The organism is Rhodanobacter sp. C03, from assembly GCF_002001175.1.
Taxonomy (GTDB): Bacteria; Pseudomonadota; Gammaproteobacteria; order Xanthomonadales; family Rhodanobacteraceae; genus Rhodanobacter.
Map to the genome: position 1 here is coordinate 769,145 of NZ_MUNT01000006.1, position 25,246 is coordinate 794,390.

Genomic DNA, 25,246 nt, shown 5'->3' on the forward strand with positions numbered 1-25,246 from the left:
CCGACTCCCTCGGCGGGGCGGCTTTTTTTGCGGCGACATCAGCGCTAAGGTGCTTGCTGGTTTTTGTGGGAATTTCGCATGGCCCTGCTACCTCCGCTCGACCTCCAGCGCTGGATCGACGAACACCGTCACCTGCTCAAGCCACCGGTCGGCAACAAGTGCATCGTCGATGGCGACTTCATCATCATGATCGTCGGCGGCCCGAACGCACGCACCGATTACCACCACGATGAAGGCCCGGAATTCTTCTATCAGCTCGAGGGCGAGATGGTGCTGAAGGTGCAGGACGATGGCCACGCGCGCGACATCCCGATTCGCGCCGGCGAAATCTTCTACCTGCCACCGCGCGTGCCGCATTCGCCGCAACGGATGCCTGCATCGATCGGACTGGTGATCGAGCGCCGTCGCACCCATGGTGAAAAGGATGGCCTGCTGTGGTTCTGCGAGCGCTGCAACCACAAGCTGTTCGAGGAGTACTTCGTACTCGACAGCATCGAACAGGATTTCCCGCCGGTGTTCGATCGCTTCTACGGTTCGCGTGAAGCGCGTACCTGCGATGCCTGCGGCCACCTGAATCCGGCGCCAGCGAAATACGACTAGACGCCGAGGGCATCCCGCGCCAACCACTTGCGTGCCATCCGTCGCAGCGAGGCATCGAAACTGCTGTCAGCTGCCACGTCAGCCACCGGCCGCCACGCCAGTGCCCGTGATTCCCCGTTGAGCACGAAACGATCGTCCGCGCCTGCGCGCAACACATAGCGCACGTCGTAATGCCAGTGTTCCGCTTCATCTTCGCGCGCCGGAATGCGATGCCGATCGATATCGAAGATGCCGCCTTCGACGCGCAGATCGCTCACGCCGGTTTCCTCTTGCCCCTCGCGCCATGCCACCCGCGCCAGATCGGTATCGCCGTCGGCGTGACCACCCGGCTGCAGCCACCGATCCAGTTTGCGGTGATGCATCAGTAGCACCCGTGCACCATCCGCACTGACCAGCCACGCCGAGCCGGTGAAATGCCCCGGCGGATGTGCGCGTTCGAACACCGACGGATGGGAGTTGAGGAAATCGGTGAACACTGAGGCAGCATCGGCTTCTTCCGGATACCGGGACATATAGTCTCGAAAGCCGACCATTACTCGCGAAACATCTGGTTGCATGACTTGTGGCATGGTGCTGTCGGAAATGTCCATCATAGCTGCGTCGCAGCTTGTTCCCCTTCCCCCGCTCCGTTATGGTTGCGTGTCACATCGGCTCGTCGCGTCATACTCGTCGCGGTCTCGGACGAGCGTGGTATTAGTTTTTACGGGGAGTCACCGCAATGCTTTTCAAGCGCGTCAAGTCGCTCGACCAGATTCTCGCCACCGCAGAGAAGAAAGGCCTCACACGCCAGCTCGGTCCATTTCAGCTCACCATGCTCGGTATCGGCGCCATCATCGGCACCGGCATTTTCGTGCTGACCGCCGAAGCAGGCCAGAAGGCCGGCCCCGGCATGATGATCGCCTTCGTGATCGCTGCGGTGGTCTGCGCACTCGCCGCGCTGGCCTATGCCGAACTGGCCTCGATGATACCGGTGGCCGGATCGGCCTATACCTATACCTACGGCGTGCTTGGCGAAGGCATTGCCTGGATAGTCGGCTGGGCGCTGGTGCTGGAGTACACCATCGCCGCCAGTACGGTGTGCGCCGGCTGGGCGGGCTACGTCAACGGTTTGCTGACACATGCCGGATTCGGCTTGCCGCACTTCCTGCAGGCAGGTCCGATGGACGGTGGTAGCTTCAACCTGCTCGCCTGCCTGATCGGCTTGGCGATTACCCTTCTGCTGGTGTTGGGCACCTCGAAATCGGCCAAGGTCAATACCGTGCTGGTGCTGGTCAAGATTGCCGCCCTCATCGCCTTCATCTTCGTCGCGCTACCGGCGGTGAAGGATCAGAACTTCACACCTTTCGTACCCAACGGCTGGGGTAGCCCCATGGGCGGCATCGGCGTACTGGGTGCGGCAGCTTCCATCGTGTTCGCCTACATCGGCTTCGACGCCATCTCCACAGCCGCCGAGGAAACCAAGAACCCGAACCGCAACATCCCGATCGCCCTGATCGCCTCGCTGAGCGTATGTACCGTCTTCTACCTTCTGGTGAGCTACAGCGCAGTGGGCTCGGTGGGTGCACAGCCCATGCTGGGCCCGGACGGGCTGGCTCTTGAGCCGGGTACACCGGCGTTTGCCGCGGCCTGCCAGGGTTCGCAGGCACTGGTGTGCAGCAAGGAGGCGTTGGCCCATGTGGTCCGCCTGCTCAACCACAACAATATTGGCTCCTTCATCGCCTTCGCCGCCGGCATCGCGTTGCCGTCGGTGATCCTGACGATGACCTACGGCCAGACCCGCATCTTCTTCACCATGTCACGCGATGGTCTGCTGCCCAGCAAGCTGGCCAAGATCCATCCGCGCTTCCACACGCCGCACATCATCACCCTGATCACCGGCAGCTTTGTCGCACTGTTCGGCGCGCTGTTCCCGGTGGGCATCCTCGCCGACATCACCAATTCGGGCACGCTGTTCGCATTCATCATGGTGGCGATAGGCGTCCTGATCCTGCGCCGTACCCAGCCCGATCGTCCGCGTCCGTTCCGCACCCCGCTGCCGTGGCTGATCTGTCCGCTGGCGGTGATTGGCTGCCTGCTGCTGTTCCTCAACCTGTCGAAGGAAGCCAAGATCACCTTCTTCGTGTGGGGCGCGATCGGCTTGGTTGTGTACTACCTTTACGGTTACCGCAAGAGCCATCTGGCCAATGGCACTGAGCCGAGCTGAAGCGATTGTTTTTTGCCTGACCCATCAGCCGGCACGGTAATACCGTGCCGGTGTCATATCCGGAGTACCCATGCTCAAGCAATTGCTCGCCCGCAAGACCGATTTCAGCAATGACGACAGCGTCCACGGTCCGGCGCTTCGCCGTACGCTTGGACCATGGGGAATTACCGCGCTCGGTATCGGCGCTGTTATCGGCACCGGCATCTTCGTGGTGACCGGCACGGCGGCGGCGGAACATGCCGGCCCGGCGGTGCTGCTGTCATTCATCATCGCAGCGATATGCAGCGGGTTCAGCGCCGTGTGCTACGCCGAGTTTGCCACGCTGATTCCGATCTCGGGCAGTTCGTACTCCTACGCCTATGCCTCGCTGGGCGAACTGGCGGCCTGGTTCATCGGCTGGAACATGGTCGCCGAGTACGGCATCTCGGCCTCCGCGGTCGCTGCCAGCTGGACCGGTTATTTCACCAGCCTGCTTGACCACATGGGCCTCCATCTGCCCATCGCGCTGACCGAAGCGCCGCTGGCCTTCATCGATGGCCACCTCGTCACCACCGGCCACCTCTTCAATCTGCCGGCGGTAGCCATCGTGCTGGCGCTGACCTGGCTGTGCTACATCGGCATCCGCGAATCGTCAGGCCTCAACGCGTTGATGGTACTGGTCAAGGTAGGCCTGATCGTGATCGTGGTGGTTGCCGGCTACCGCTATGTGAATCCGGCGAATTGGCACCCGTTCATCCCCGAGGCACAAGGCGACGGCAAATACGGCTGGTCCGGCATCATGCGCGGCGCAGCAATGGTGTTCTTTGCCTACATCGGCTTCGAGGCGACCTCGACCGCGGCGCAGGAGTGCAAGAACCCGCAACGCGACCTGCCTTTCGGCATCATTGTCTCGCTGGTCATCTGCACCGTGTTGTATCTGGCCATGGCCGCTGTGCTGACAGGCTTGGTGCCATATACCGTGCTGGACACTTCGGAGCCGGTAGTCACCGCGGTGGGAGCGCACCCCGAGTTGGGCTGGCTGCGTCTGGTCGTGGAAATCGGCGCGATGATCGGACTGTCCTCGGTGATCCTCGTGATGATCATTGCGCAGCCGCGCATCTTCATGATCATGGCCCGCGACGGCATGCTGCCGCGGGTTTTCGCCAAGGTGCATCCGCGCTACCGCACGCCTCACATCAACACGCTCATCACCGGCGCGATGATCGCCTTGCTGGCCGCGATATTCCCGCTCGACCTGCTGGCCAACCTGACCTCGATGGGTACGCTGATCGCTTTCTCCGCGGTCTGTGCCGGCGTGTTGATCCTGCGCCACACGTTGCCGGATCTGCCCAGGACTTTCCGTGTGCCTTGGGTCTGGTTCACCTGCCTTGCTGGTGTGGTCAGTTGCTTCGCCCTGTTGTTCAGTCTGGACTGGTTCAACTGGGCCATTCTGGGGATCTGGACGGTACTCGGATTCGTGATCTACTTTTTCTACGGTCGCCGCCACAGCTACCTCCGGCATCCTCTGGCGTCCCCTGAAAATCAGCGGTAGCCAAATTTCGGCGAACTGCGCCAAATTTGCCAAAAAATCGTCGAATTTCAGGCTATCGTTACAATTTGTGCCGCGTGATTCACTTCACAAAATTTCTCAAGAAATTTTAGATAACGCATTGTTTTTTATAAATTTAACGAGAATTTTCCGATAGAAATTCGGTGGCTGGTCGCCCATTCGCCGATCGCGGGAGTATGATCCTCAGTCCGCGGGTTGATCACTTGGCAGTGGGCCCCGGATCGTGGCTCGGCGTGCCAGGTGGGTAAGCTCCTCAGCCTGTCGCGCCGGGCCGCACTTTTCTCGCAGCGCCCTGCCCGCGTCCCCATCTCCTTCCTTCAATGCAGATTTGCCGCGCAACGCCTGGCGCATTGAGTGTGCATCAACGCAAAAGGCCGGCGATGAGCCGGCCTTTCTGGTGAGCACGCGCATTGGATCGTGATGCGATCAAGCCTTCTTCGGCGTGTGCGACACGCACCAGCCCTGCGCATTCACCGACTTGCCCGGAAACAGCTGGCACGGTCCGCGACCGCTGGCACCGCCGGAATAAAACTGGCAATTGGCGCAAGCGTCGCCGGCCTTGTGCTTCGCATTGGCGGACTTGCCGGCATCTTCCACATAGCCCAGAGCCTTGGCGGTCGGATCGGCTTCGGTCACCGGCGGCAGATCGGCAGCGCGTGCAAACCGCGGCAGGCCGCCGATAATCATCGCGGCCGCCGTGGTACCGGCCGCCACCTTGAGGAATCGGCGACGCGATTCGATATCTTGTTCATTCGACATGGGCAAGCCTCCGTCGGGATCTATCCAGCACACCAAGCGCTGAATTCTCATTGAATGGTACGCCCGCCAGCGCAATCTGTCCTGACTGGCGAGAATGGCTCTCATTCCAGCAAGGCAGCCGCCCCGCCCATGTTATAGTCGCCACTCATTTGGACGTCCAAACAGCATGAGCCAAGACCTCCCAACCACGATTCCCGCCAGCCTGTTCGACGCCTGCGCAGACGCCATCGCGGACACCGCGCGCGAGCTGTCGGCCATGGGCTGGACACCGGCGACCAGCAGCAATTTCTCGACGCGGGTCGATGTGGAGCATGCCGCCATCACGGTCTCCGGCCGGCACAAGGGACGGCTTGGCCGCAGCGACATCATGCTGATCGACCTGGATGGCAACGCCGTAGGCACGGATGCCCGCCCCAGCGCCGAAACGGCGCTGCACACCCACATCTATCGGCGCTGGCCGGACATCGGCGCGGTGCTGCATACCCATTCGCACACGCAAAGCGTGGCCTCCCGCCTGTTCGCCAGCGACGGCGTGATTCGCCTGCAGGGCTGGGAACTGCAGAAGGCGATCACCGGTTACAGCTCGCATGAGGGCGTGCTGGAGATCCCGGTGTTCCCGAACACCCAGCACATGCCTGAGCTGGTCGCCCAGGTCGACGCCTGGCTGGATACCGGCAAGCCATTGCATGCCTACCTGATCGACGGCCACGGCATCTATACCTGGGGTCGCGACATGGCCGAAGCCCAGCGTCATCTGGAAGCGCTGGAGTTCCTGCTCAGCTGCGAACTGGACCTGAAAAAACTGAGGGCATCATGAGCCGCCTGCGCATCTTCGACGAATCCCGGCCGCTATCACCGCTGACGGAACACCACGAACACGCCGCGATTGCCCGTGAACTGGACTTGGTCGGCGTTCGCTTCGAACAATGGGAAGCCAGCCAGCCGATCGTGCCGGGTGCAAGCCAGGACGAGGTGATCGCCGCCTACCGCAGCGACATCGATCGGCTGAAGCATGAGAAAGGCTACCAGGCGGTCGACGTGATCAGCCTCACGCCCGACCACCCCGAGCGCGCCACGCTGCGCCAGAAATTCCTCAGCGAGCACACCCACAGCGAGGACGAAGTACGCTTCTTCGTTGCCGGCTCCGGCCAGTTCACCCTGCACATCGCCGGCAAGGTCTACGACATCCTGTGCGAACAGGGCGACCTGATCGGCGTACCGGACGGCACCCGTCACTGGTTCGACATGAGCGAGGCGCCCTACTTCGTGGCAATCCGGCTGTTCACCAACAAGGAAGGCTGGGTGGCGCAATTCACCGGCGACGACATCGCCCAGCGCTTTCCACGGATGCAGCCGCGCCAGGCCATGGCTGGCCGATAGCCGGCCGCCGAAACGGTGACCGCTCACGGCGCAATGCGGCAGCCATTCCTTTATGCTGATCGTCCTTTACCAGCATCACCGCCATGATCGAAATCCGCGCCATCGTCACCGACATCGAAGGCACCACCAGCTCGATCAGCTTCGTTCGCGACGTGCTGTTCCCTTATGCGCGCAAGCGGCTGCCTGCTTTTGTCGAAACCCATGGCGACCAACCCGAGGTGCAGCACTGGCTGCATGAAGCTGCCAGGGAAGCCGGACTGGTCGAGGCCAGCCGCCAGGACATCATCGAACTGCTGTTGCAGTGGATCGACGAGGATCGCAAATCCACCGCGCTGAAGGCGTTGCAGGGAATGATCTGGAAGGACGGTTATGCCGCTGGCGACTACCGCGCCCACATGTACCCGGAAGTCGCCGCGCGACTGCGCGACTGGCGCTCCGATGGACTGCGCCTGTATGTCTATTCCTCCGGCTCGGTGCCGGCGCAACAGCTGCTTTTCCGCTACAGCGAGGCCGGCGATCTGACCTCGTTGTTTGCCGGCTACTTCGACACCGAGACCGGCCCGAAGCGCGAGGCCGAATCCTACCGACGCATCGCCGCGGCGATCGACGAGCAGCCACGGCACATCCTGTTCCTGTCCGATATCGTGGAAGAACTCGACGCAGCGCAGGCCGCCGGCTTCCACACCGGCTGGCTGATCCGTGAGCCGCTGACGTGGCCGATCGAACCGCGCCATCGCGCTTATCGCGATTTCGACGCGATCACTCCCTGAACTCCAGGCACGAGTCCCGCCATGCGCACCATCCTGATCGTCCTGCTTGCCTTTGCCGCCGGCGTGCTGCTGATGCTGTGGCTGCCCGATCATGCAGGAGTGCCGTCGATCGCCAGCCACTCCGTAGCCACCCCAACCACACCAGGCAGCAGCGCGCCGGACGAGGCATCGTCAACCGAAGCCAATGCCGATAGCGGCGATGACTGGCCGAACGCTGGTCCGACCCCGGAACAGGTGCTTTACGCGCAACCGCGGATGATCCACGACGCGCTGGCACAGCTCACCCCGCGCGTAGCCGGCAAGCCGAACCTCTACCTGCTGGCATTTGCCGGCGATGGGGGCGAGGACGTGTTCCGCAATGAAGCCGAATATTCCGCACAGCTGTTCGGCAAGCGCTTCGGTGCCACCGCCCACAGCCTGATCCTGGAAAACAATCCGGCCAGCCTCGCCACTCATCCACTGGCCAGCTGGAGCAATCTGGATGCCGCGCTCGATGGACTGGGCAAGGTGATGCAACCGGGCCAGGACATCCTGCTGCTCTACGTCACCAGTCACGGCAGTCAGGATCACAGCTTGCTGGTCGACATGGACCCGCTACCGCTGGATCAGATCGGCGCTCCGGATCTAGCCAGCATCCTGGCCAAGCACCCGCTCAAGTGGAAAGTCGTCGTGGTCAACGCCTGTTACTCCGGCGGCTTCGTGCCACCACTGCACGGCCCCGGCACACTGGTACTCACCGCCGCCCGTACCGATCGCAGCTCGTTCGGCTGCGGCAGTGATTCAGACATCACCTACTTCGGCAGGGCATGGCTGGTGGACGCACTGAATCGCACGCCGGATTTCATCGATGCGTTCAAGCAGGCCAGCGGCGAGATCAACCAGTGGGAACAGCAGGACAAACTCACCGCGTCGGAACCACAGATCGATATCGGCAGCGGCATCGCGGATCAGCTCGCGTTGTGGCGCAAAGGCTTCACGCCCGGCCCCGCGGTGGCGTTCAAGCCAGTGGAGCCGGCACAGGCCAGTACGACGGCGATAGCGCAGTAGGCTACTCGCAAGGCCAACTTCACCCGCGCGGTTTACCCCGAGCGCGCTTTCTGGCACTCACGGAGCGGGCCCCCTCTTTGGCCGCCAAGGCGCCGCCGTCGCTCATCTGTTCCAGCCACGACAAGGTGTCGACGTACGCCAGGAACTGCTGGAGATACCCTGGCGAAAGCTCGCGCATGAGCGTGAGCGACCGGTGTACGAGGCTGCCTGAGTTGAGCGGACCGGCATTGGCAGGCACGTGCTCCAGCGACTGCCGCACCTGGCTTTCCGTGCGGACCTCGGACCAGATTTTTCTGAATTCATCGAGCGCCTCCAATGCTGGAAAGGCGGGAGGCTGGGGCGCCACATCACGCACGACAGGATAGTCGCCGTGCGTCGCCGCATACTGGGTGATGTGATCGATCAGTCCGCCTAGCGCTCCACGGGAAGGCGCGCATGTCGTCGTCACGCTGTCGGCATGGCCGGTGTTGGATGCCGCCATGTCGAGATCGGCCGCATAGGTCTCGATCAGCGTGGACAGCCTGTCGTCCAGAATGCATCGCGTCTCGCCATCATGACCTGCCGCGCGCCGCTCCAACACCTCGATGAAATGAAATCGCAGGGGATTCAGGCGATCGGCGCCCTGCTCGCGCCACACATCGAGCATCGCCCGGGCTCGTGTCCCGCTATCACTCATGAGGCGTCATGGTTACTGTCGACTGCTTCGGGATAGGCGAAATTTCCACGCGCCGGTTCCGCGCCCGCCCCTCGTCATCGGCATTCGAACTCACCGGCTGCTCGGCACCGAAGGCGGCGGCAAATACCGAGGAGGCCGGGAGGCCATCGGCGATCAACGCACGAGTCACGGTCAACGCGCGCTCGGCTGACAGCTCCCAGTTATCGGCGAACTGCCGGTTGCCATCGCGTACTTGCCGGTCGTCAGTGAAGCCGCTCACCATCAGGATCTCGTCGCGAGACTTGAGGTAATCGGCAAGCGGAGTCGCCAGGCTCTTCAGTACTTCCCGCCCTTCGGACTGAAGCTGATCGGAGTTCAGCGCGAACAATACGCTGCCGCGAATACCGATGCGTCCATTGACGAGCGTCACGCGGCCAGCGGCCAGCGGCACCGCCAACGCCTGCTCCAGCGTCATGCGGCGTTGCGCCTCGGCCTGTCGCTGTTTGACCGCTTCATCCAGCTTGTTCGAGAGTTGCAGCTGCACGCCGATCACGCCCACCAGGATCAGCACGAACACACCCAGCAGCACCGACATCAGGTCGCCGAAGGCGGCCCAGATCGGTGCCGTCGACTCCTCGACGCCATCCACTTCGTCGTTCATGCCGTTTCGGCCTCAGCGAGCACGCGTTGGCCGGCGAGCTGCTGCATTTCCTCGATAATCTGTTTCTGTGACAGCATGCTCAGGTCGATCACTTCCCTGGCCTGCGCGACGTAATAAGCCAGTTGTTCGTCACTGCGCGCGAGCGATTTGTCCAGCGCGACTTCGATGCGCTGCAGGTGATCCATCAACAGGCCGTTCGACTCGCCGAACGTCTGTACGGCCACGCCGAATACTTCGCCGAGGCTTGCCACCTCGACGGCACTGCCGGTGACTTGCGCGGCCACCGCGCCGAGCTTGCCAGTCTCGGCCTCGATATGGTCAGTGAACCGCGTGCCGACACGCTCCAGCAGATCCGCCGACGTGGCCACCAGCGCATCGACGGCCACCCGTTGCTCGGTAGACGCATGGTTCACGGCATCGAGCAGGGTATCGAGCGTGGCCATCAGGCGGCTACGCTCCTCCAGCATGGCGGTATCGCGGACCATGCTGTCGGAGAGTTTCTGGCGCAGCTCGGCGACAACTTCGGCCGCCGCCTTGGGCGCTTCGGACGCAGCCTGCACGAGCCGGGAAATCTCGGCGATCGTGCCGCTGGCGTGTGCTTCTGTCTGCGCAGAGATGTCGCGCGCGGTCTTCGCCAGAGCGTCGCAGATCTCCAGCTGCCGGCTTGCGGCGTGCTCGCCCGCCTGCTCCCACTGCTTGCTCAACGCCGCGCTCATCGAACCGAACGAATCTGTCCAGACAGTCAACCGTTCCTGATCCCGCGATTCCAGCACCGCCTGCACGTCCGCATGCGACTGATGCACGCTGCGAACCAGCGACGTGGCGTGCTCCTCGAACGTCGCCACAGCCGCGGTCAAGGCTTGCTGATTGCGGGCCGCCAGATCCGCGTTGACGGCTTCTTGCCGCGACAGCGCGTTGTTCCATGCGTTCGCCGCGCTGCCCGCCGTGGCGTCGAGACGTGCAGCGACGCCTTCCAACAGACCGGCCGAGCGTTGCTCGAAGGTGTCGGTGAACTGCTGCAGTGAGCTGCGCTGATCCTGGGCCAGCGCTTCGTTCGAGCGCCGCTGCTCCACCAGCGTATCGTTCCAGATCGCAGCCATGGTCGTGGTGGTCGTCTCCAAGCCGGTCGACAACCCCTCCAGCTGACGCTGCACGGCGTGTGTGACCGTGTCGTGCAACGCTGCCGTTTCGCGTGCGAGACCGGCCATCGTGGCCTGCATTGCCGGTTGCAGCGCCGCCCCGACAGCAACGGCACTCGCGGCGACGCTCTCCTTCAACGACGCCTCCACGGAGGAGGCAAGGCGCGTATAGGTAGCCTCGGTCTTCGCGTGGAAGGCCTCGTGGTTGGCCATCTGCCGCTCGCTGGTGGCCATGCTCTGTTGCTCGATGGTAGCCATCATCGTCTGCAGGCGATAGATCAGGGTAGGCATTAGTTCGGTCTGCTGCTGCAGGAGCTTGAACGATTCCTCGCGCTGATGACTCTGCGAATGGATGCGCAACGTCGTCGCGATTTTCATGTCCAGAAGCTGCACCGCCTGCAGCCGCTCGCGCCGGCATAACGCAGAAAGCAGCCCAAGCATCGCCGAGCTGGCAACGCCCGCGATCGAGGTGCCGAACGCAAACCCCAGCCCCTTGACCGGTGCGGCAAGAGATCCACGGATAGCCTCCAAGTCCGTTGCGCTTTCCAGCGCCATGCCGGTGCCTCGAAGCGTCGCCATCATGCCCAGCAGCGTGCCCAACATGCCCAGCAAGACGAGCAGACCCACCAGATACGGCGTCAGCGCCGGCACCGGCAAGGCCACGCGCTCACCCTCGATGCGCAGGCGTGTCGCATTGCGCAGGCTGGGATGCAAGCGGCCCAGCCAGTCACTCAAGCTGGTCGGCGCAACGGACAAATCCGTCACGGCGCGCGTCAGCGTGGACGTGGCTTGCCGATAGCGATACAGCTCAAGCCCGCCCGCCAGATAGCACGCGCCAATCACCATCGTGACGGCCGTCGCCAGCGGATTGGAGCCGACGTAGCCGGCGCCGATCCAGCACACCGCGACCAGACCTGTGAAAAACACCGCGAGATTAAGAAGATTTCTGAACATGACTTCCCAGTTAGTTGGTGCGAAGCGCTGCGAGCAGGCCTTCGACCGGGTGAAAACGAACGTCCAGTTCGGCGAGCAACACGCTCTGCACGTCCTTGCGAAACACGTCCAGCCATGCCCCAGGCGCTATCGCCAAGGCGCCCTCCGAGACCTGCGCGTCGGCCAGCGCCGTCTGCTCGGCCTGACGCAAGCGTTCGAAGTAGTCCCCGAGTAGCGCAGGCACGTGGGCCAACAGAGCCTGCTCGCGCGGGCTCAGTGCACGCTCCATCGCCGCATCCACGGCCGCCAGCCGCGCCATGTCGGCCGTCCTCTGCGCGAGCATGTCCCGCAGACGGCCGCGCAGGTTACCGGCGGCTGCCTGCATCGACCGCTGGATGGCGAGATAGCGCTGACGAAACAGCGAGTAATCGACCACCTCGTTCGCGCCACCTTCCTCGACCAACGTGTGCTCAGCCCCGCGCTGGCTTGCGGTGGCGAATGCTCGATCGCCAGTAATGACACTGGCCAACGAGGTACGCACACGGATGTACTCGTTCTCTTCCGCGCTGCCAAAGGTCGGCACGTCGAAACCCACCTCAGACGGTTTGCCGTCAAGCGTCGTGGACAGCGCAACAGCGTGCGTCCAGTCAAGCCATTGGCCGAGCCGGTCCGACAGCGATTGTCTGGATGGGGGAACGTCGACGTCCGTCAAGCGAGCAAGCAAGCGTATGAACGTCGGGCCGCGGACATTGGTCCGTTGAGGAGCTTGCAGCATATTTCTGGCTGAAAAACCGCCATTTTACATGCTAACGGGGTGGAGGCTGCTGCCTGTCGATTGGCGTGCAAGCGGCCGAGGCGGCCGGCCGGCATACTGGTGGCGTCCGCTTTCGATCCATAGCGGACAAGGGATAGTCGATCCGGAGCTCATCGCTTCGGCGCTGAAAGCGATTTTCAAATTGATCTGATCTATGTTTCCCATCCAGGCGAACATTCTTTACCGAGTCTTCTTCATCAAGGCGGCTAAGTACGGAACGGCCTTCATCATTGATGTCGAAGGCACCGAATACCTCGTCACAGCGAAGCACCTGTTCGACCAGGCCGCGGACAATCATGAGATTCAGCTATTCCAAAACAACCGGTGGGTGCCGTATAAGCCGAATGCCATCGCCTTCTGTAGGAGTGAGGCGGACATTGCCGTTCTGCGCCTGCATCAGCGGTTGACGCCGCCCGACTTGCCTGTAACGCCCACTGTTGCAGGGCTGACCTTGGGTCAGGACGTATATATCTTGGGGTTCCCCCACAAAATGCACGAAGACGTCGGGCAGCAACTCGGCGGGAATCCATGCCCCCTGATCAAGCGAGGCACCGCCTCAAGTCTTGGCGTCGGTGATCCGCAGGTTTTGTTCGTGGACACACTGTCGAATGAAGGTTTTTCAGGAGGACCTGTGGTCTTCCTACCGCCGAGTTCGCCCCAAGGCGTTCGAATCGCTGCGGTTATTTCGGGTTTCAAGACGCACCCTAAGCCAGTCATCGGAAGCGACGGCGAGCCAACCGGCGCGTATGTCGAGATGAACACAGGACTGCTTCGGGCCTATGGAATCGCTTACGCCCTTGACCTGATTAGTCGAATGCCGCGATGAGAATCGGGCGCGTTTGCCTCGGCGGATGTCCGCTTCTGGCCGGATAGCGACCATGTCACGCGGCGCTATCTGGCCAGCAAATCCTCCGATCAGACTTCGGTCTGCTCTGCGATCTCAAGAGCATCCTCCACCTCGATGCCTAGATAACGCACTGTGCTTTCGAGCTTGGTGTGTCCGGGTTCTACCCAGTTTGCTGATGGCATGCGTAGAAGGGATACATCGAGCTCTTTCATTTTAGGTTGTCGTGCTGTTTGTAAGAAATCACCAAAGCCGAACCCGATCTTCAGGTGCAAGATAAAGTTTGTCGTCCTTGGTCACGTGCCATGCGTCGTACCAAGCGTCCAGATTGCGAACCGGGCCGTTAACACGCGCCACGGGCGGACTGTGCGGATCTGACGCGAGGTTTTCGCGGAGCCTGTCGTCGCGTGTCTTATTCCGCCACGATTGCGCCCAGCTCAGGAAAAAGCGCTGGTCGCCGGTGAGGTTATCGATTACCGGCGCAGCCTTGGTTCCCAGCGAATCATGATAGGCGGCGAGCGCAGTAGACATACCCGCGAGGTCCGCGATGTTCTCGCCTAGCGTCAGATCACCCTTAATGTGAACACCCGGCAACGGCTGCATGGCAGAAAACTGGGCACTTAGGCGGCTTGCCTGCAGCTTAAAGCGCTTGGCATCATCTGGCGTCCACCAGTCTCGCAGCCGGCCGTCTGCGTCGACATGACGCCCTTGGTCGTCGAAGCTATGGCTGAGCTCATGGCCGATGACGATCGCAATCGCGCCGTAGTTAACTGCCGGGTCGGCTTTGGGATTAAAGAATGGAGGCTGCAGCATCGCACCGGTGAAAATCAGCTGCCTATTTTCGGTGTAAGCCGTGGGATATTGGGGCCAAAAGCGCCAGTCGCTCTTGTTCCAAGGGCCCTTGCGCTGGGCGACCCTTCGATGCCAGTCAAACGCACGTGCGCGAGACACGTTGCCGAAAAGATCGTCGCCTTGAATATCGAGTGCGCCATAGTCAATCCATCTGGCCGGATGCCCCACCTGTACCTCAATATTGGCGAGCTTGCGTAGTGCCTCTCGGCGGGTGGACTCACCCATCCAGGATGCAGTACCGATTTGCCGTTTAAGTGCAGCACGAACGTTTTTTACAAGCTCGACCATTGCTTCCTCCGTCGACGCCGGATAGTAACGCTCGACATAGAGTTCACCCACGGCGGACCCCATAAGCGTGTTGAGCATCTCCAATCCACGCTGCCAGCGCGGCAAAATGGTGGGTTGACCTGAAATGGAGCGCCGGAGCTCAAAGCTCGCTTCTACGAAGGCGTTGGGTAAATATGCCGAAGCGTTATCGGCTGTGCGAAAGGCCAGCCAAGCCTTAAGAACGGGTAAGGGTGTCGTCGAGTACAGCGCGGCAAGCCGCTGCACACTGCTAGGTGTTGAAAGGTTGACTTCAGTCAGGTCTTTTAAGTCGGCTGCGGCCCAGAACTGCGCCCAAGGAAATTGAGGAATTTCCTTTGCTAACGTGCTCATTTTTACTGGGTTGAACGTGGTCGTTGGATCACGCACCTGCTCTTCCGTCCAGCTCGCCGCCGCAATTTGCGCTTCAAAGTTAACGACCGAGTTGGCCGCAGTAGGTGCGTCGGGCCAATCACAGAGAGCGAGCATCTTTGCGACATACGCCCGATAGGCAGACAGCTTGTTCGCGAAACGGGGATCAACGTAGTAATCGCGGGCCAGCCGCAAGCCACCCTGCTGTACGTTCACCTCGTACCCGTAGCCACCAGATCGATCGGCGCTAAAATCAACGTCGAAGAGGCTAACGCCAAAACCTGAGTTGGCTCGCCCCATTAAGGTCGCTACGTCTGCGCGATTCGCAGCAGCGGCGATATGTGCGAGTTCGCCATCCAGCGGATGGCGGCCGCGCGCCTCGACGACGGGCTCGTCTACGAAGGAGCGATAAAGCTGTCCAACCTTTCCAACTTGGTCGGTGGGAACGAGGCCTTTGTCAGGTATAGATTCAACAATCACCTTGGTCCGCTGGCTCGCGTCTCGGGACATATTGGCGAAAGGACCAACGCTCACCCGGTCGTCAGGGATCTTTGTCCTATCCTCCCACGTACCATTTGCGAAACGATCGAAATCGTTGCCTGGTCTAACCTGTCGGTCCATCCCGATGAAATCGAGCCCGGACCCTACCGTGACTTTTTCGGTATGAGGCATTTCGGCCGCCATCGCGGCACACGCCATTGCGACGACAACCAGAGAAATTGAAAAGCGCAATAGGCGCATTGGTGATGATCCTTTATCAGATACGAATGAGGTCGAGCTAAAAGTCACGAAGAGATCACTACGCTGTGGGATTGCGCAGCACTTTGCGGACGCCTGGCAGGTAATTAGGGCCTACCTGGACGGTCTCTCCGTCTGTCATGACAAGCCGGTAAACGCCCGTCTCCGATCTGACTAGACGCTCGACGAAAGCCAGGTTGACGAATGCTGATCGGTGCACGCGTGGCATCGTCGCTGGCAGTCGTTCTGCCATCTCCAACATCGTGCTGCGAAGTAGATGACTCAGTGCAGCGGTGTGTACGATCACGTAGTCTCTAGCTGCTTCGATCCACTTGATGTCACTCATGGCAACATCATGGCCGCCACGGGCGTCCGGTACGTGCAGCATGCGGTGTGCACATAAAGGCTCCGCAACTGCTGTCTCCAACGCGGTGATCTCGGCGATACGTCGTTGCGCCCGGAACACCGCTTGCTGGAGCCGATGCGGACGCACCGGCTTAAGGACGTAGTCGGTTGCTTCCACAGCAAAGGCTTCGGTGGCGTAACGGGCGAACGCAGAGACGACGATTACCTGAATCCTCCGCTCAACCGCCAGTATTGAAGCAACTTCGATTCCGTTAAAAGCTGGCATCTCGATATCGAGCACAATCAAGTCAGGTAGCAGCCGCCGGGCTTCAATTAAGGCAGCCGCCCCGTCACTCGCCGTACCAACTAACTCAACATTCGGCATTTCCCCAACGATCGCTACGAGTCGTCTCAGCGCAAGTGGCTCATCATCGACAAGTAACACCCGGATCATGCTTTTCTCCAATGCGTGCCCTGACTTATGGGCAAGCGGATTGTTGCGAGAAAGCCGTCGTCAACCTTTTTCGTTTCTAGCGAGCCTGCTTGGCCATATTGTGTCTGAAGGCGCTGTGCGACGTTGCGCAATCCAAGGCCAGCCCCTGTGCCACTATGCTTGTGATCACGCGGACTTGCCGTCGTGGCGTAGTCCTCCACCGTAATAATAAGTTCCTGCTCAATGACGTGCGCGGTGATGACGATCGTTGCCCCGGCTATAGTTGGGGCAACCGCGTATTTAATCGCGTTTTCGACAAGTGGCTGGAGAATGAGGCTTGGAACGGAAGCGACGACACTCAATTCGTCAAAGCGGTATTCGACGTGGAGTCGGTCACCGAACCGCACCGTCTCGATATCGAGATAGGCCTGTACCGTTTCAAGCTCTCTACCTAGCGGGACAAGCGCAGACAGGTCGGCGTGCAGCGTGGCACTGAAAAAGTCTGCGAGTTTGGCAATCATCTCTTCCGCAGCGTCACCATTCCGCTCCGAAATCAGGGTCGAGATGGCATTCAACGTGTTGAAGAGGAAGTGCGGATTTACTTGGAAGCGCAATGCCGCGAGCTGGGCCTCAACAAGCTCCTTTTCCCGTTGCGCTAGAGATCGCGTCGATTGGATCAACGCTAGAACGATGATTTGAAAACCAAAAAGCAAGTTGAAATAAACCCAGTTGTAGCGCCGGATCGCGAAGGATCGAAGGGTCCATCCGCCTACGACGGTAGACGCCTGTAACAGCGTATCTACCAGCCAGAGCAGCGTTCCACTTGCAAATATCGTCAATGCAAGCAATGCCAAACTTTCTCGCTGCGGTAATGCGAGCGTGCGCTGAGTAAGTTTTGTTACAAAAAAGGACAAGCAGATACCGCATCCGGTAGTTCCGGCCAGCTTTAGCGGAACACTAGATTCGATCGGAGGCACAAATGAAAGTCCGATACCTAGAAATGCAATCGTCGCCCATAATCCACAGATGAGGTATTGGGGATTGGCATTCTCTAAGGAGCGCAAAAATGATCTTGTTTGCATTCCTGCAGACTATTGACTTTCGGGCTGATATCCAACCCCGTTTTGTCGCATTTTCGAGGCCTTCGTCGAAAACATCCAAGCCGCCAGCGCCGACCAACGAACGTCCGCCTTTGGGCTTCGAATTGAGCGCAACGAATGTCTCAAACTGGCCGATGGTTGACGTTCAAAAAACGTACCTAAACCAGATTCGACGAGTCGTGGTCGCCACCTTTCGAAATTCTTCTCAATGCTCAATGTGCACGTTGTGCCGCTTGGCCAGCAGCGATGCAACATCGGCCAGCGATAGTCCGCGTGCCCGCAACACTACCGTGAGATGAAAGATCAGGTCAGCCGACTCACCCAACAGTTCGGCATCGTCCTGCACCACGGCGGCGAGCGCCGTCTCGACACCTTCCTCGCCGACCTTCTGCGCCATCCGGCGAATACCGCCTTCAAACAGGCTGGTGGTGTAACTCCCCTCGGGGCGTTCGGCATGGCGTTGCGCAACCAGCGCATCAAGTTCGGCGAGGAAACCGAGTGGCGGTTGCACGGCTTCGCCAAAGCAGCTGGACGTGCCCAGATGGCAGGTCGGTCCATGCGGCTCGGCCTGCACCAGCAAGGTGTCGGCGTCGCAGTCGATGCGGATCGACTTCAATACCAGTACGTTGCCGGAGCTTTCGCCCTTGGTCCACAGGCGCTGCTTGCTGCGGCTGTAGAACGTGACCTTGCCGCTGGCCTGCGTCTGCGCCAGCGCTTCGGCATTCATGTAGCCGAGCATCAGCACCTCACCACTCAGCCAGTGCTGCACGATCGCCGGCAGCAGGCCATCGCCCTTGGCCCAGTCGAGGCGACTGAAGTCGGTAGTGGAATCGCTCATCGCTGCTTGTCCTTGGATGCTCACAGGCGGACGGCTACGCCCTGCCCGTGCAGATAATGCTTGAGTGCGGGGATCGCGATCGCGCCGGAGTGGAACACGCTGGCGGCCAGTGCACCGTCCACATCGGCGCCGATGAAGGCATCACGGAAATGCTCCGGCGCACCGGCACCGCCGGAGGCGATCAGCGGCACCTGGCAGATCGCGCGAGCTATCGACAACTGTTCCAGATCGTAGCCCTGTCGTACACCATCACTGCCCATGCAGTTGAGCACGATCTCGCCGGCGCCGCGCTGCTGCGCTTCGATCATCCAGTCCAGCGTTTTGCGCGGCAGCGCCTGTGTCTTGTCGGGATCGCCGGTGTACTGGCGCACGCGCCATGCGCCGTCCGCATCGCGCAACGAATCGATGCCGACTACCACGCACTGCACACCGAATGCGGCGGCCAGTTCGTCGATCAGCGCAGGGCGTTCCAGTGCCGGTGAGTTGACCGAGATTTTGTCTGCGCCGGCATGCAGCACCGCGCGCGCCTCGTCCACCGAACGGATACCACCGGCGACGCAGAACGGAATGTCGATCACCCGTGCCACCCGCTCGACCCAGGTACGATCCACGCTGCGCCCTTCCGGGCTGGCGGTGATGTCGTAGAACACCAGCTCGTCGGCGCCCTCGTCGCGATAGCGCAGCGCGAGGTCGACGATCTCACCCATCACCACGTGATCGCGGAAACGCACGCCCTTGACCACCTTGCCGTCGCGCACGTCCAGGCAGGGAATGATGCGGCGACTCAGCATGCCAGCGCCTCCTGCACGGTGAAGCGCCCTTCCAGCAAGGCACGCCCAAGAATCACGCCCTGCGCGCCGGCCTCGCGTGCCGCACGGATATCGTCCAGCGAACGCACGCCGCCAGAGGCCTGCACAGCCAGCTGCGGCACACGATCGGCGAGATGGCGATACAGCTCCAGGTTGAAACCGGCCAGCATGCCGTCACGATCGATGTCAGTGCACAGCAGATGGCGCGCGCCACGCGCGGCGTACCACGGCGCGAGTTCGTCCAGCGTGCGCGCCTCGACTTCGGTCCAGCCGGCACTGGGCAACGCCCAGCGGTCATCGATATGGCGCGTGTCGAGTGCGATGGTCAGCCGCTCGGCGCCGTACTTGGCCAGCCAACCGGCGACCAGTTCGGGATCGCGGATCGCTACGCTGCCCAGCACCACGCGACGCACACCCGCCTCGAAGAGACGCTGGAGATCGGTCTCCTCGCGCACGCCACCGCCGGCCTGAATCTGCATGCCGTCAGCAGCGATGGCCTGGATGACAGCCAGATTGTCGAGGCTGCCGGAACGGGCACCGTCCAGATCGACCAGATGCAGCCAGCGTGCTCCTGCAGCAGCATAGCGTTGCGCCAGTTCGCGCGGATCGGCCGCGTAGGTAGTCTGCTGTGCGTAGTCGCCCTGCTTCAGGCGCACCACTTGGCCGCCACGCAGATCGATCGCGGGAATCACTTCAAAGATCGTCATCGAGATGCCGTCATAGCGCGAGAAAATTCTGCAGGAGCTTCGCGCCAACGGCGGCGGAACGCTCGGGGTGAAATTGCATGCCGTGGAAGTTGTCGCGGGCGATCACCGCCGAGAACGCCTCGCCGTAGTCGCTGGTGGCAAGACTCCAGTCGCCTACCGGCACCGCATAGCTGTGCACGAAGTAGGCCTGATCGTCATCGCCCAGCCCGGCCAGCAACGGGTGCGGCTGTTTCGTGCGCAGTTGATTCCAGCCCATGTGCGGCACGCGCAGGCCGGGAGCTTCGACGAAGCGGCGCACTGGCGCCGGTATCAGTCCGAGGCATGTGGTATCGCCCTCCTCCGAATGCGCGCACAGCAGCTGCATGCCCAGGCATACGCCAAGCACCGGCTGGGTCAGCGTACGCATCAGTTCGACCAGCCCCAGCTCACGCAGCCGTGCCATGCCGGGACCGGCCGCACCGACGCCGGGCAGGATCACCTTGTGGGCGGCGCGGATCGTGGCGGCATCCGCGGTCAGCGCAGCATCCACCCCCAGCCGCTGCAGCGCATAACGCACCGAGCCGATATTGGTGCCACCCGCATCGACGAGGACCACGCTCATTACAGCGTACCCTTGGTGCTTGGCAGCTCACTGCCCTCGCGACGAATCGCCTGGCGCAAGGTACGCGCGACCACCTTGAAGCAGGCTTCGACCATGTGATGTGCATTGTCGCCCTGCACCGTCAGATGCAGATTCGCGCCCAGCGTCTCGCACAGCGAACGGAAGAAATGTGGCACCAGTTCCGTCGGTACCTCGCCTACGCGTTCGCGCGGGAAGCTGCCTTCGAACACGAAGTACGGCCGCCCGGATAGGTCCAGGGCCGCGCTGGCCTGCGACTCATCCATGGGAAGCGTGAAGCCGTAGCGACCGATGCCGCGCTTGTCGCCCAGCGCCTGCTTCAGCGCCTGACCCAGCGCCAGCGCGCAGTCCTCGATGGTGTGATGCTCGTCGATATGGGTGTCGCCGTCGCAGTTCAGCTTCAGCGCGAAACCGCCGTGCTTGCCGATCTGTTCCAGCATGTGATCGAAGAAGCCCAGCCCGGTATGCGCCTTCGGCTCGGCTACCTTGTCCAGATCCACGCTGACCGTGATGCGGGTTTCCTTGGTGTTGCGCACCACCGTCGCCGTGCGTGGCGCATCCAGAAGCTGATGTGCCAGTTCATCCCAGCTCACGCCGAGCGGGCCGACACGGAGGCCACGCACGCCGATGTTCGCGGCGAACTGCAGATCCGTTTCGCGATCGCCGACCATCGCCGAGGCCACCCGGCTCCAGCTGTCGTCGGCAAGGTAATGGCGCAACATGCCGATGCCCGGCTTGCGGGTGTCCTTGCCCTCATGTGGGAAACTGCGGTCGATCAGCACTTCGCGGAAACGCACACCCTGCGAGGTGAGGATGCGCATCAGCAGCTCGTGCGGTCCGGTGAAATGCGGCTCGGGGAAACTGTCGGTACCGAGGCCATCCTGGTTCGTCACCATCACCAGCTCGTAGCCGGCAGCGACAAAGCGCTGCAATGCGGCGATTACGCCCGGCAACAGCGCCAGCTTCTCGTAGCTGTCGATCTGCTGGTCCGCTGGTTCCTCGATCAGGCAACCATCGCGATCGACGAAAAGAATCTTGCGGCTCATGCGTAATCACCCGATGCCGGTTTGCCGGCAACACCACGGCCACCGATGGCCGCCTTTTTCAACTCGCTCAAAACACGATCGTTTTCATCGGGCGTGCCGATGGTGATGCGCAGCGCGTCGCCAAGACTCGAATAGCGGCGTACATCGCGTACCACGATGCCAGCAGCGAGTAGCTGTTGATATACCGCAGCCGCATCGACGAAACGTACGGCCAGGAAATTGGCCTGCGACGGCAGCACCTCGCGCACGCCAGGCAGTTGGCGCAACGCTTCCTGCATCCGCGCCCGTTGATTGCGCACGATGGCGACGTGATTACGCGCATTCACCTGGCCCCAGCCAGACAACGCAATCAGCGCAGCTTCCACGCATGGCAACGGCAATGGATACGGCGGCATGATCCGCTTGAGCAGCGCTATCACCTCGGCATTCGCCAGCAACGTACCGATGCGCGCGCCAGCCAAGGCCCACGCCTTCGACAAGGTGCGCAGTACCGCAAGATTGTCGTAGCGGTCGATCAGGTCAGCCACGCTGGCGTCGCCAGCATCAGTGAACTCCACATAGGCTTCGTCCACCACCAGCAAGGCACGGCCGGCCAGCGCCTGCGCGAGGCGTTCGACACTCGCCCGCGGCACCAGCTGGCCAGTGGGGTTGTTCGGGGTGCAGATAAAGACCAGTTTCACCGCAGGTGTCACGGCAGCGAGTATCGCGTCCACATCCAAGGTGAAATCGGCCTGCAGCGCCACCTCGATCACGCCCGCATTCTGGATCCGTGCACATACCGCGTACATGCCGAAGGTCGGCGGCTGGATCAGGATCGCGTCTTCGCCGGCGCGACAGAATGCACGCACGAGCAGATCGATCGCTTCGTCGCTACCACGGCCCACCAAGAGTTGCTCACGGCGCACGCCGTATAGCGCGGCCAGTGCTTCGACCAATGCAGCTGGCTGCGGTTCAGGATAGCGGTTACAGCCGAGGCCGTCATCGCCCACTGGCGCCCATGCCGATTCATTGGCGTTGAGAAACACTTGGCCGCCGCTAGCTTCCATGCGCGCGGAAGAATACGGCTGCATGGCGCGAATTTCCGGCCGCGCCAGATCGAGCACGCTCATGACTGTGCCTCTAGTGCTGCCAGGCGCAGGGTCACGGCGCGACGGTGCGCTTCCAGTTGCTCGGCCGCCGCCAGTATCGCGGTGCACGGACCGATATTGCGCAAACCTTCTTCACTCACTTCCTGCACCGTGATCTGTTTCTGGTAGCTGGCCACCGATACGCCGCTGTAGCTGCGCGCGTAACCGTAGGTCGGGAGCACGTGATTGCTGCCGCTGCAGTAATCGCCCACGGATTCAGGTGTCCATGCACCAAGGAAAATCGATCCGGCGCTGTCGATGCCATCCAGCAAAGCGCGCGGATCGGCCACCTGCAAAATCAGATGTTCGGGCGCGTAGCGGTTGCTCACCGCGACCGCCTGGCTCAGCGACTCGACGGCTATCGAGCGGCTCTGTGCCAGCGCCTTCTTCGCGATATCTCCGCGCGGCAGTTCGGCACATTGCCGATCGACCTCGATAGCCACCTGGTCCAGTAGCGCTGTGGAAGGACTCAGCAGAATTACCTGCGAGTCCGGCCCATGCTCTGCCTGTGACAGCAGATCGGCGGCGACGAACGCCGGATTGGCCTCCGCATCGGCAATCACCAGCACCTCGGACGGGCCGGCCGGCATGTCGATCGCCGCGCCGTCCGGATCAGTGGATACCTGCAGCTTTGCCTCGGTGACCCAGGAGTTGCCGGGACCGAACAGCTTGTCGCAGCGTGGCACGCTCGCCGTGCCATAAGCCATCGCCGCGATGGCCTGTGCACCGCCGAGCTTGAATACCTTGTGCACGCCGGTGACACGCGCGGCATACAGCACCGCCTCGTCGCAGCGGCCGTCGGCGCGCGCCGGCGAACACAGCACCACCTGACGGCAACCGGCGATCTGCGCCGGGATGCCGAGCATCAGCGCAGTCGACGGCAACGGCGCCGTGCCCGCCGGCACGTACAGGCCGACCCGGCTGATCGGACGCAGGATCCGTTCCACCCGCACGCCGGGAGCGGTATCCACGCCCATTGGCTGCGGCGCGGCGGCACGGTGGAACAGTTCGATGCGTGTGGCCGCTTCGTGGATCGCGGCTTTCAGGGTTGGATCGAGCGCCGCCTCGGCCGCGGCGAATTCGGCCTCGTCGACTTCGATCGCGTCCAGCGCGCAACGGTCATATTTCGCACTGAGTTCCCGCAGTGCGACATCACCTTTTTCACGCACGGCGACGATGATCTGCTCCACACCGCGACGCAGCTCATCCGCACGCGATTGCGCGGGGCGTGCCAAGGCCTCGCCTCGCGCGCTCTCGTCCAACGCATTCCAGTCGATACGGTTCATGCGAGCCTGCTCATGCCAGCATCTTCTCCACCGGCAGCACGTACATCTCGCGCGCACCGGCCTTCTTGATCTCTTCCAGCTGCCGCCAGCTCACCTCGCCGGCGCACAGCGCCTGCAGCATCAGCTGATCCGGCTGACCGGCGACCGACAGCAGGGTTGGCTGCGGCCCGCCCGGCAGCAGCCGGGTAACTGCCTCAAGCGTGGCTCGAGACGTCTGCAGCAGCAGCAGGCGTGACTCGCGCACCTGGATCACGCCATCCAGTCGCTTCAGCAGCAGCTCCAGCATGTCACCGCGCTCATCGACCGGCAGCGTCAACGGACCCGCCAGCACCGCCTCGCTCTCCAACAGCACCTCAGCCTCGCGCAGCTGGTTCGCGACCAGGGTGCCACCGCTCTGCACCAGGTCGCAGATCGCGTCCGCGGTGCCCAGCTTCGGCGCGATCTCGACCGAGCCGGCCAGCATCACTACGCCGGCATTCACGGCATGCGTGCGCAGCCACTCGCCGAGCAGGCCGGGATACGAGGTGGCGATACGCCGGCCTTCCAGCTGCTGCGGCCCGTGGTAATCCAGCTCCTGCGGCACCGCGATCGACAAGCGGCAGCGACCGAAACCGAGCGGACGCAGTTCGCTGAGTGGCGCCAGTTCGCGGCCCGCGGTGAGCTGGAATTCGCTCAGCACATTGCGTCCGACGATGCCGAGGTCGCATACACCTTGCGCGATCAGGCCGGGAATGTCGTCATCGCGCACCAGCAGCAGGTCGACCGGCTCGCCTTCGCCGAAACAGAACAACTTGTCGCGACTCTGCCGGAAAGTGAGCCCGCAACGGTTGAGCAGTTCCAGCGCCGGCTCGGTGAGCCGGCCGGATTTCTGCATCGCAATACGCAAACGGTCGCGCGTCTTCATGCCTTCGCCTTCTTCGCCGCCAGCGATTGCCGCCGCGCCGCGCGTGCTGCCGCGGCCAGATAGCCGCCATTGCCCTGATTGAGATAGCGCGCCACCCGCCCGATGGTGGTGATGCTGACCGCGGTGCGCTCGTGGATCTCGCGGTAGGCGATGCCTTCCAGCAGATACGGCACCACCCGCCAGCGGTCCACCAGTACCTCCAATTCGGCAGGTGTGCACAAGTCGCCGAGAAAGGCGCCCATCTCGTCGGCGTTCTTCATCGACAGCAGCGCCTCGCAAAGGCTCAGCTTGGCTGACTCATCAGGGGTTTCGGGATCCAGCGATCGACGCTTCATAATGTACTAATGCATTAACACAATGGATCGCATGATACACGGCAGGTGGCGGTGCAGCAAATCGGTTACCGGCGCGCG

Annotated in this window: 27 protein-coding genes; 8 read left to right on the forward strand and 19 right to left on the reverse strand. The window is 62.0% G+C overall.

Annotated elements, in window-relative coordinates:
• Positions 1–78: 78 nt before the first annotated feature.
• Positions 79–600 carry a 3-hydroxyanthranilate 3,4-dioxygenase gene (locus B0E48_RS11685; RefSeq protein WP_077518243.1) on the forward strand — a complete coding sequence of 174 codons (522 nt, stop codon included), beginning with the start codon at positions 79–81 and terminating at the stop codon, positions 598–600.
• Here the strand turns inward: B0E48_RS11685 and B0E48_RS11690 are convergent.
• Positions 597–1,112: an NUDIX hydrolase gene (locus B0E48_RS11690; protein ID WP_139350250.1), complete on the reverse strand. Its 516-nt coding sequence runs from the start codon at positions 1,110–1,112 to the stop codon at positions 597–599. The genes B0E48_RS11685 and B0E48_RS11690 overlap by 4 nt on opposite strands.
• Positions 1,113–1,318: 206 nt before the next feature.
• Here B0E48_RS11690 and B0E48_RS11695 point away from each other — a divergent pair, with 206 nt between their 5' ends.
• Both B0E48_RS11695 and B0E48_RS11700 read left to right on the forward strand, forming a co-directional pair.
• Positions 1,319–2,803, forward strand: coding sequence for an amino acid permease (locus B0E48_RS11695; RefSeq protein WP_077518244.1), 1,485 nt, complete (start codon positions 1,319–1,321; stop codon positions 2,801–2,803).
• A gap of 70 nt (positions 2,804–2,873) precedes the next feature.
• Positions 2,874–4,334, forward strand: coding sequence for an amino acid permease (locus tag B0E48_RS11700; protein WP_077518245.1), 1,461 nt, complete (start codon positions 2,874–2,876; stop codon positions 4,332–4,334).
• Between the two features lie 444 nt (positions 4,335–4,778).
• Here B0E48_RS11700 and B0E48_RS11705 read toward each other — a convergent pair whose 3' ends face one another.
• Positions 4,779–5,111 carry a high-potential iron-sulfur protein gene (locus B0E48_RS11705; RefSeq protein ID WP_077518246.1) on the reverse strand — a complete coding sequence of 111 codons (333 nt, stop codon included), beginning with the start codon at positions 5,109–5,111 and terminating at the stop codon, positions 4,779–4,781.
• A 166-nt stretch (positions 5,112–5,277) separates the two neighbouring features.
• Here B0E48_RS11705 and B0E48_RS11710 point away from each other — a divergent pair, with 166 nt between their 5' ends.
• The 4 genes from B0E48_RS11710 (at position 5,278) to B0E48_RS11725 (ending at position 8,308) form a co-directional block, all read left to right on the forward strand.
• Complete coding sequence (locus B0E48_RS11710; RefSeq protein ID WP_077518247.1) at positions 5,278–5,928, forward strand: methylthioribulose 1-phosphate dehydratase; 651 nt, start codon at positions 5,278–5,280, stop codon at positions 5,926–5,928.
• Complete coding sequence (locus tag B0E48_RS11715) at positions 5,925–6,491, forward strand: acireductone dioxygenase (RefSeq protein WP_077518248.1); 567 nt, start codon at positions 5,925–5,927, stop codon at positions 6,489–6,491. The genes B0E48_RS11710 and B0E48_RS11715 overlap by 4 nt, the downstream gene beginning before the upstream one ends.
• An 83-nt stretch (positions 6,492–6,574) precedes the next feature.
• Positions 6,575–7,261: an acireductone synthase gene (mtnC, locus tag B0E48_RS11720; protein ID WP_077518249.1), complete on the forward strand. Its 687-nt coding sequence runs from the start codon at positions 6,575–6,577 to the stop codon at positions 7,259–7,261.
• 21 nt (positions 7,262–7,282) lie between these two features.
• On the forward strand, positions 7,283–8,308 hold the full coding sequence (locus B0E48_RS11725) for a C13 family peptidase (protein WP_077518250.1): 1,026 nt from the start codon (positions 7,283–7,285) through the stop codon (positions 8,306–8,308).
• A gap of 19 nt (positions 8,309–8,327) precedes the next feature.
• Here B0E48_RS11725 and B0E48_RS11730 read toward each other — a convergent pair whose 3' ends face one another.
• The 4 genes from B0E48_RS11730 to B0E48_RS11745 are packed head-to-tail and all read right to left on the reverse strand — an operon-like array spanning position 8,328 to position 12,471.
• On the reverse strand, positions 8,328–8,954 hold the full coding sequence (locus tag B0E48_RS11730; protein ID WP_254423941.1) for a DUF2894 domain-containing protein: 627 nt from the start codon (positions 8,952–8,954) through the stop codon (positions 8,328–8,330).
• Between the two features lie 22 nt (positions 8,955–8,976).
• Positions 8,977–9,624 carry an OmpA family protein gene (locus B0E48_RS11735; protein WP_077518252.1) on the reverse strand — a complete coding sequence of 216 codons (648 nt, stop codon included), beginning with the start codon at positions 9,622–9,624 and terminating at the stop codon, positions 8,977–8,979.
• Entirely contained in the window at positions 9,621–11,717 is a 2,097-nt protein-coding gene (locus tag B0E48_RS11740) for a DUF802 domain-containing protein (RefSeq protein WP_077518253.1), read from the reverse strand. The genes B0E48_RS11735 and B0E48_RS11740 overlap by 4 nt, the downstream gene beginning before the upstream one ends.
• 10 nt (positions 11,718–11,727) lie before the next feature.
• Entirely contained in the window at positions 11,728–12,471 is a 744-nt protein-coding gene (locus tag B0E48_RS11745; RefSeq protein ID WP_077518254.1) for a DUF3348 domain-containing protein, read from the reverse strand.
• Between the two features lie 193 nt (positions 12,472–12,664).
• Between B0E48_RS11745 and B0E48_RS11750 the strand changes: the two genes are divergently transcribed.
• Positions 12,665–13,336 (forward strand): serine protease, encoded by a 672-nt coding sequence (locus B0E48_RS11750; protein WP_077518255.1) that lies wholly within the window; start codon positions 12,665–12,667, stop codon positions 13,334–13,336.
• Between the two features lie 89 nt (positions 13,337–13,425).
• On the opposite strand, the gene B0E48_RS18065 is transcribed toward B0E48_RS11750, so the two are convergent.
• From B0E48_RS18065 to B0E48_RS11810, 13 genes are all read right to left on the reverse strand, one after another.
• A complete protein-coding gene (locus B0E48_RS18065; protein ID WP_254423942.1) occupies positions 13,426–13,629 on the reverse strand; it encodes a hypothetical protein in 204 nt (67 codons plus the stop codon).
• A complete protein-coding gene (locus tag B0E48_RS11755) occupies positions 13,598–15,622 on the reverse strand; it encodes a M13 family metallopeptidase (protein ID WP_077518256.1) in 2,025 nt (674 codons plus the stop codon). The genes B0E48_RS18065 and B0E48_RS11755 overlap by 32 nt, the downstream gene beginning before the upstream one ends.
• Before the next feature lie 58 nt (positions 15,623–15,680).
• On the reverse strand, positions 15,681–16,418 hold the full coding sequence (locus B0E48_RS11760; RefSeq protein WP_077518257.1) for a LytTR family DNA-binding domain-containing protein: 738 nt from the start codon (positions 16,416–16,418) through the stop codon (positions 15,681–15,683).
• A complete protein-coding gene (locus B0E48_RS11765) occupies positions 16,415–17,311 on the reverse strand; it encodes a histidine kinase (RefSeq protein ID WP_168170347.1) in 897 nt (298 codons plus the stop codon). The genes B0E48_RS11760 and B0E48_RS11765 overlap by 4 nt, the downstream gene beginning before the upstream one ends.
• Before the next feature lie 391 nt (positions 17,312–17,702).
• A complete protein-coding gene (hisIE, locus tag B0E48_RS11770; RefSeq protein WP_077518259.1) occupies positions 17,703–18,335 on the reverse strand; it encodes a bifunctional phosphoribosyl-AMP cyclohydrolase/phosphoribosyl-ATP diphosphatase HisIE in 633 nt (210 codons plus the stop codon).
• A 20-nt stretch (positions 18,336–18,355) separates the two neighbouring features.
• Positions 18,356–19,126, reverse strand: a complete 771-nt coding sequence (gene hisF / locus B0E48_RS11775) for an imidazole glycerol phosphate synthase subunit HisF (protein ID WP_077518260.1) — start codon at positions 19,124–19,126, stop codon at positions 18,356–18,358.
• The gene (gene hisA / locus B0E48_RS11780; protein WP_077518261.1) at positions 19,120–19,851 is read right to left on the reverse strand and encodes a 1-(5-phosphoribosyl)-5-[(5-phosphoribosylamino)methylideneamino]imidazole-4-carboxamide isomerase; all 732 of its coding nucleotides are present in this window, start codon (positions 19,849–19,851) and stop codon (positions 19,120–19,122) included. Before hisA ends, hisF begins: the two co-directional genes overlap by 7 nt.
• 10 nt (positions 19,852–19,861) lie before the next feature.
• Positions 19,862–20,452: an imidazole glycerol phosphate synthase subunit HisH gene (hisH, locus tag B0E48_RS11785; RefSeq protein ID WP_077518262.1), complete on the reverse strand. Its 591-nt coding sequence runs from the start codon at positions 20,450–20,452 to the stop codon at positions 19,862–19,864.
• Positions 20,452–21,516 carry a bifunctional histidinol-phosphatase/imidazoleglycerol-phosphate dehydratase HisB gene (gene hisB / locus B0E48_RS11790; protein WP_077518263.1) on the reverse strand — a complete coding sequence of 355 codons (1,065 nt, stop codon included), beginning with the start codon at positions 21,514–21,516 and terminating at the stop codon, positions 20,452–20,454. Before hisB ends, hisH begins: the two co-directional genes overlap by 1 nt.
• On the reverse strand, positions 21,513–22,625 hold the full coding sequence (gene hisC, locus B0E48_RS11795) for a histidinol-phosphate transaminase (RefSeq protein WP_077518264.1): 1,113 nt from the start codon (positions 22,623–22,625) through the stop codon (positions 21,513–21,515). The genes hisB and hisC overlap by 4 nt, the downstream gene beginning before the upstream one ends.
• Entirely contained in the window at positions 22,622–23,929 is a 1,308-nt protein-coding gene (hisD, locus tag B0E48_RS11800; protein ID WP_077518265.1) for a histidinol dehydrogenase, read from the reverse strand. The genes hisC and hisD overlap by 4 nt, the downstream gene beginning before the upstream one ends.
• Before the next feature lie 10 nt (positions 23,930–23,939).
• Complete coding sequence (gene hisG, locus B0E48_RS11805; RefSeq protein ID WP_077518266.1) at positions 23,940–24,833, reverse strand: ATP phosphoribosyltransferase; 894 nt, start codon at positions 24,831–24,833, stop codon at positions 23,940–23,942.
• Entirely contained in the window at positions 24,830–25,168 is a 339-nt protein-coding gene (locus B0E48_RS11810; RefSeq protein ID WP_077441929.1) for a YerC/YecD family TrpR-related protein, read from the reverse strand. The genes hisG and B0E48_RS11810 overlap by 4 nt, the downstream gene beginning before the upstream one ends.
• Between the last annotated feature and the right edge of the window lie 78 nt (positions 25,169–25,246).

Coding starts and splice junctions, on each gene's coding strand:
- B0E48_RS11685 (WP_077518243.1), top strand. CDS start 79: ATGGCCCTGCTACCTCCGCTCGACCTCCAGCGCTGGATCGACGAACAC.
- B0E48_RS11690 (WP_139350250.1), bottom strand. CDS start 1,112: ATGTCCCGGTATCCGGAAGAAGCCGATGCTGCCTCAGTGTTCACCGAT.
- B0E48_RS11695 (WP_077518244.1), top strand. CDS start 1,319: ATGCTTTTCAAGCGCGTCAAGTCGCTCGACCAGATTCTCGCCACCGCA.
- B0E48_RS11700 (WP_077518245.1), top strand. CDS start 2,874: ATGCTCAAGCAATTGCTCGCCCGCAAGACCGATTTCAGCAATGACGAC.
- B0E48_RS11705 (WP_077518246.1), bottom strand. CDS start 5,111: ATGTCGAATGAACAAGATATCGAATCGCGTCGCCGATTCCTCAAGGTG.
- B0E48_RS11710 (WP_077518247.1), top strand. CDS start 5,278: ATGAGCCAAGACCTCCCAACCACGATTCCCGCCAGCCTGTTCGACGCC.
- B0E48_RS11715 (WP_077518248.1), top strand. CDS start 5,925: ATGAGCCGCCTGCGCATCTTCGACGAATCCCGGCCGCTATCACCGCTG.
- mtnC (WP_077518249.1), top strand. CDS start 6,575: ATGATCGAAATCCGCGCCATCGTCACCGACATCGAAGGCACCACCAGC.
- B0E48_RS11725 (WP_077518250.1), top strand. CDS start 7,283: ATGCGCACCATCCTGATCGTCCTGCTTGCCTTTGCCGCCGGCGTGCTG.
- B0E48_RS11730 (WP_254423941.1), bottom strand. CDS start 8,954: ATGCTCGATGTGTGGCGCGAGCAGGGCGCCGATCGCCTGAATCCCCTG.
- B0E48_RS11735 (WP_077518252.1), bottom strand. CDS start 9,624: ATGAACGACGAAGTGGATGGCGTCGAGGAGTCGACGGCACCGATCTGG.
- B0E48_RS11740 (WP_077518253.1), bottom strand. CDS start 11,717: ATGTTCAGAAATCTTCTTAATCTCGCGGTGTTTTTCACAGGTCTGGTC.
- B0E48_RS11745 (WP_077518254.1), bottom strand. CDS start 12,471: ATGCTGCAAGCTCCTCAACGGACCAATGTCCGCGGCCCGACGTTCATA.
- B0E48_RS11750 (WP_077518255.1), top strand. CDS start 12,665: ATGTTTCCCATCCAGGCGAACATTCTTTACCGAGTCTTCTTCATCAAG.
- B0E48_RS11755 (WP_077518256.1), bottom strand. CDS start 15,622: ATGCGCCTATTGCGCTTTTCAATTTCTCTGGTTGTCGTCGCAATGGCG.
- B0E48_RS11760 (WP_077518257.1), bottom strand. CDS start 16,418: ATGATCCGGGTGTTACTTGTCGATGATGAGCCACTTGCGCTGAGACGA.
- hisIE (WP_077518259.1), bottom strand. CDS start 18,335: ATGAGCGATTCCACTACCGACTTCAGTCGCCTCGACTGGGCCAAGGGC.
- hisF (WP_077518260.1), bottom strand. CDS start 19,126: ATGCTGAGTCGCCGCATCATTCCCTGCCTGGACGTGCGCGACGGCAAG.
- hisA (WP_077518261.1), bottom strand. CDS start 19,851: ATGACGATCTTTGAAGTGATTCCCGCGATCGATCTGCGTGGCGGCCAA.
- hisH (WP_077518262.1), bottom strand. CDS start 20,452: ATGAGCGTGGTCCTCGTCGATGCGGGTGGCACCAATATCGGCTCGGTG.
- hisB (WP_077518263.1), bottom strand. CDS start 21,516: ATGAGCCGCAAGATTCTTTTCGTCGATCGCGATGGTTGCCTGATCGAG.
- hisC (WP_077518264.1), bottom strand. CDS start 22,625: ATGAGCGTGCTCGATCTGGCGCGGCCGGAAATTCGCGCCATGCAGCCG.
- hisD (WP_077518265.1), bottom strand. CDS start 23,929: ATGAACCGTATCGACTGGAATGCGTTGGACGAGAGCGCGCGAGGCGAG.
- hisG (WP_077518266.1), bottom strand. CDS start 24,833: ATGAAGACGCGCGACCGTTTGCGTATTGCGATGCAGAAATCCGGCCGG.
- B0E48_RS11810 (WP_077441929.1), bottom strand. CDS start 25,168: ATGAAGCGTCGATCGCTGGATCCCGAAACCCCTGATGAGTCAGCCAAG.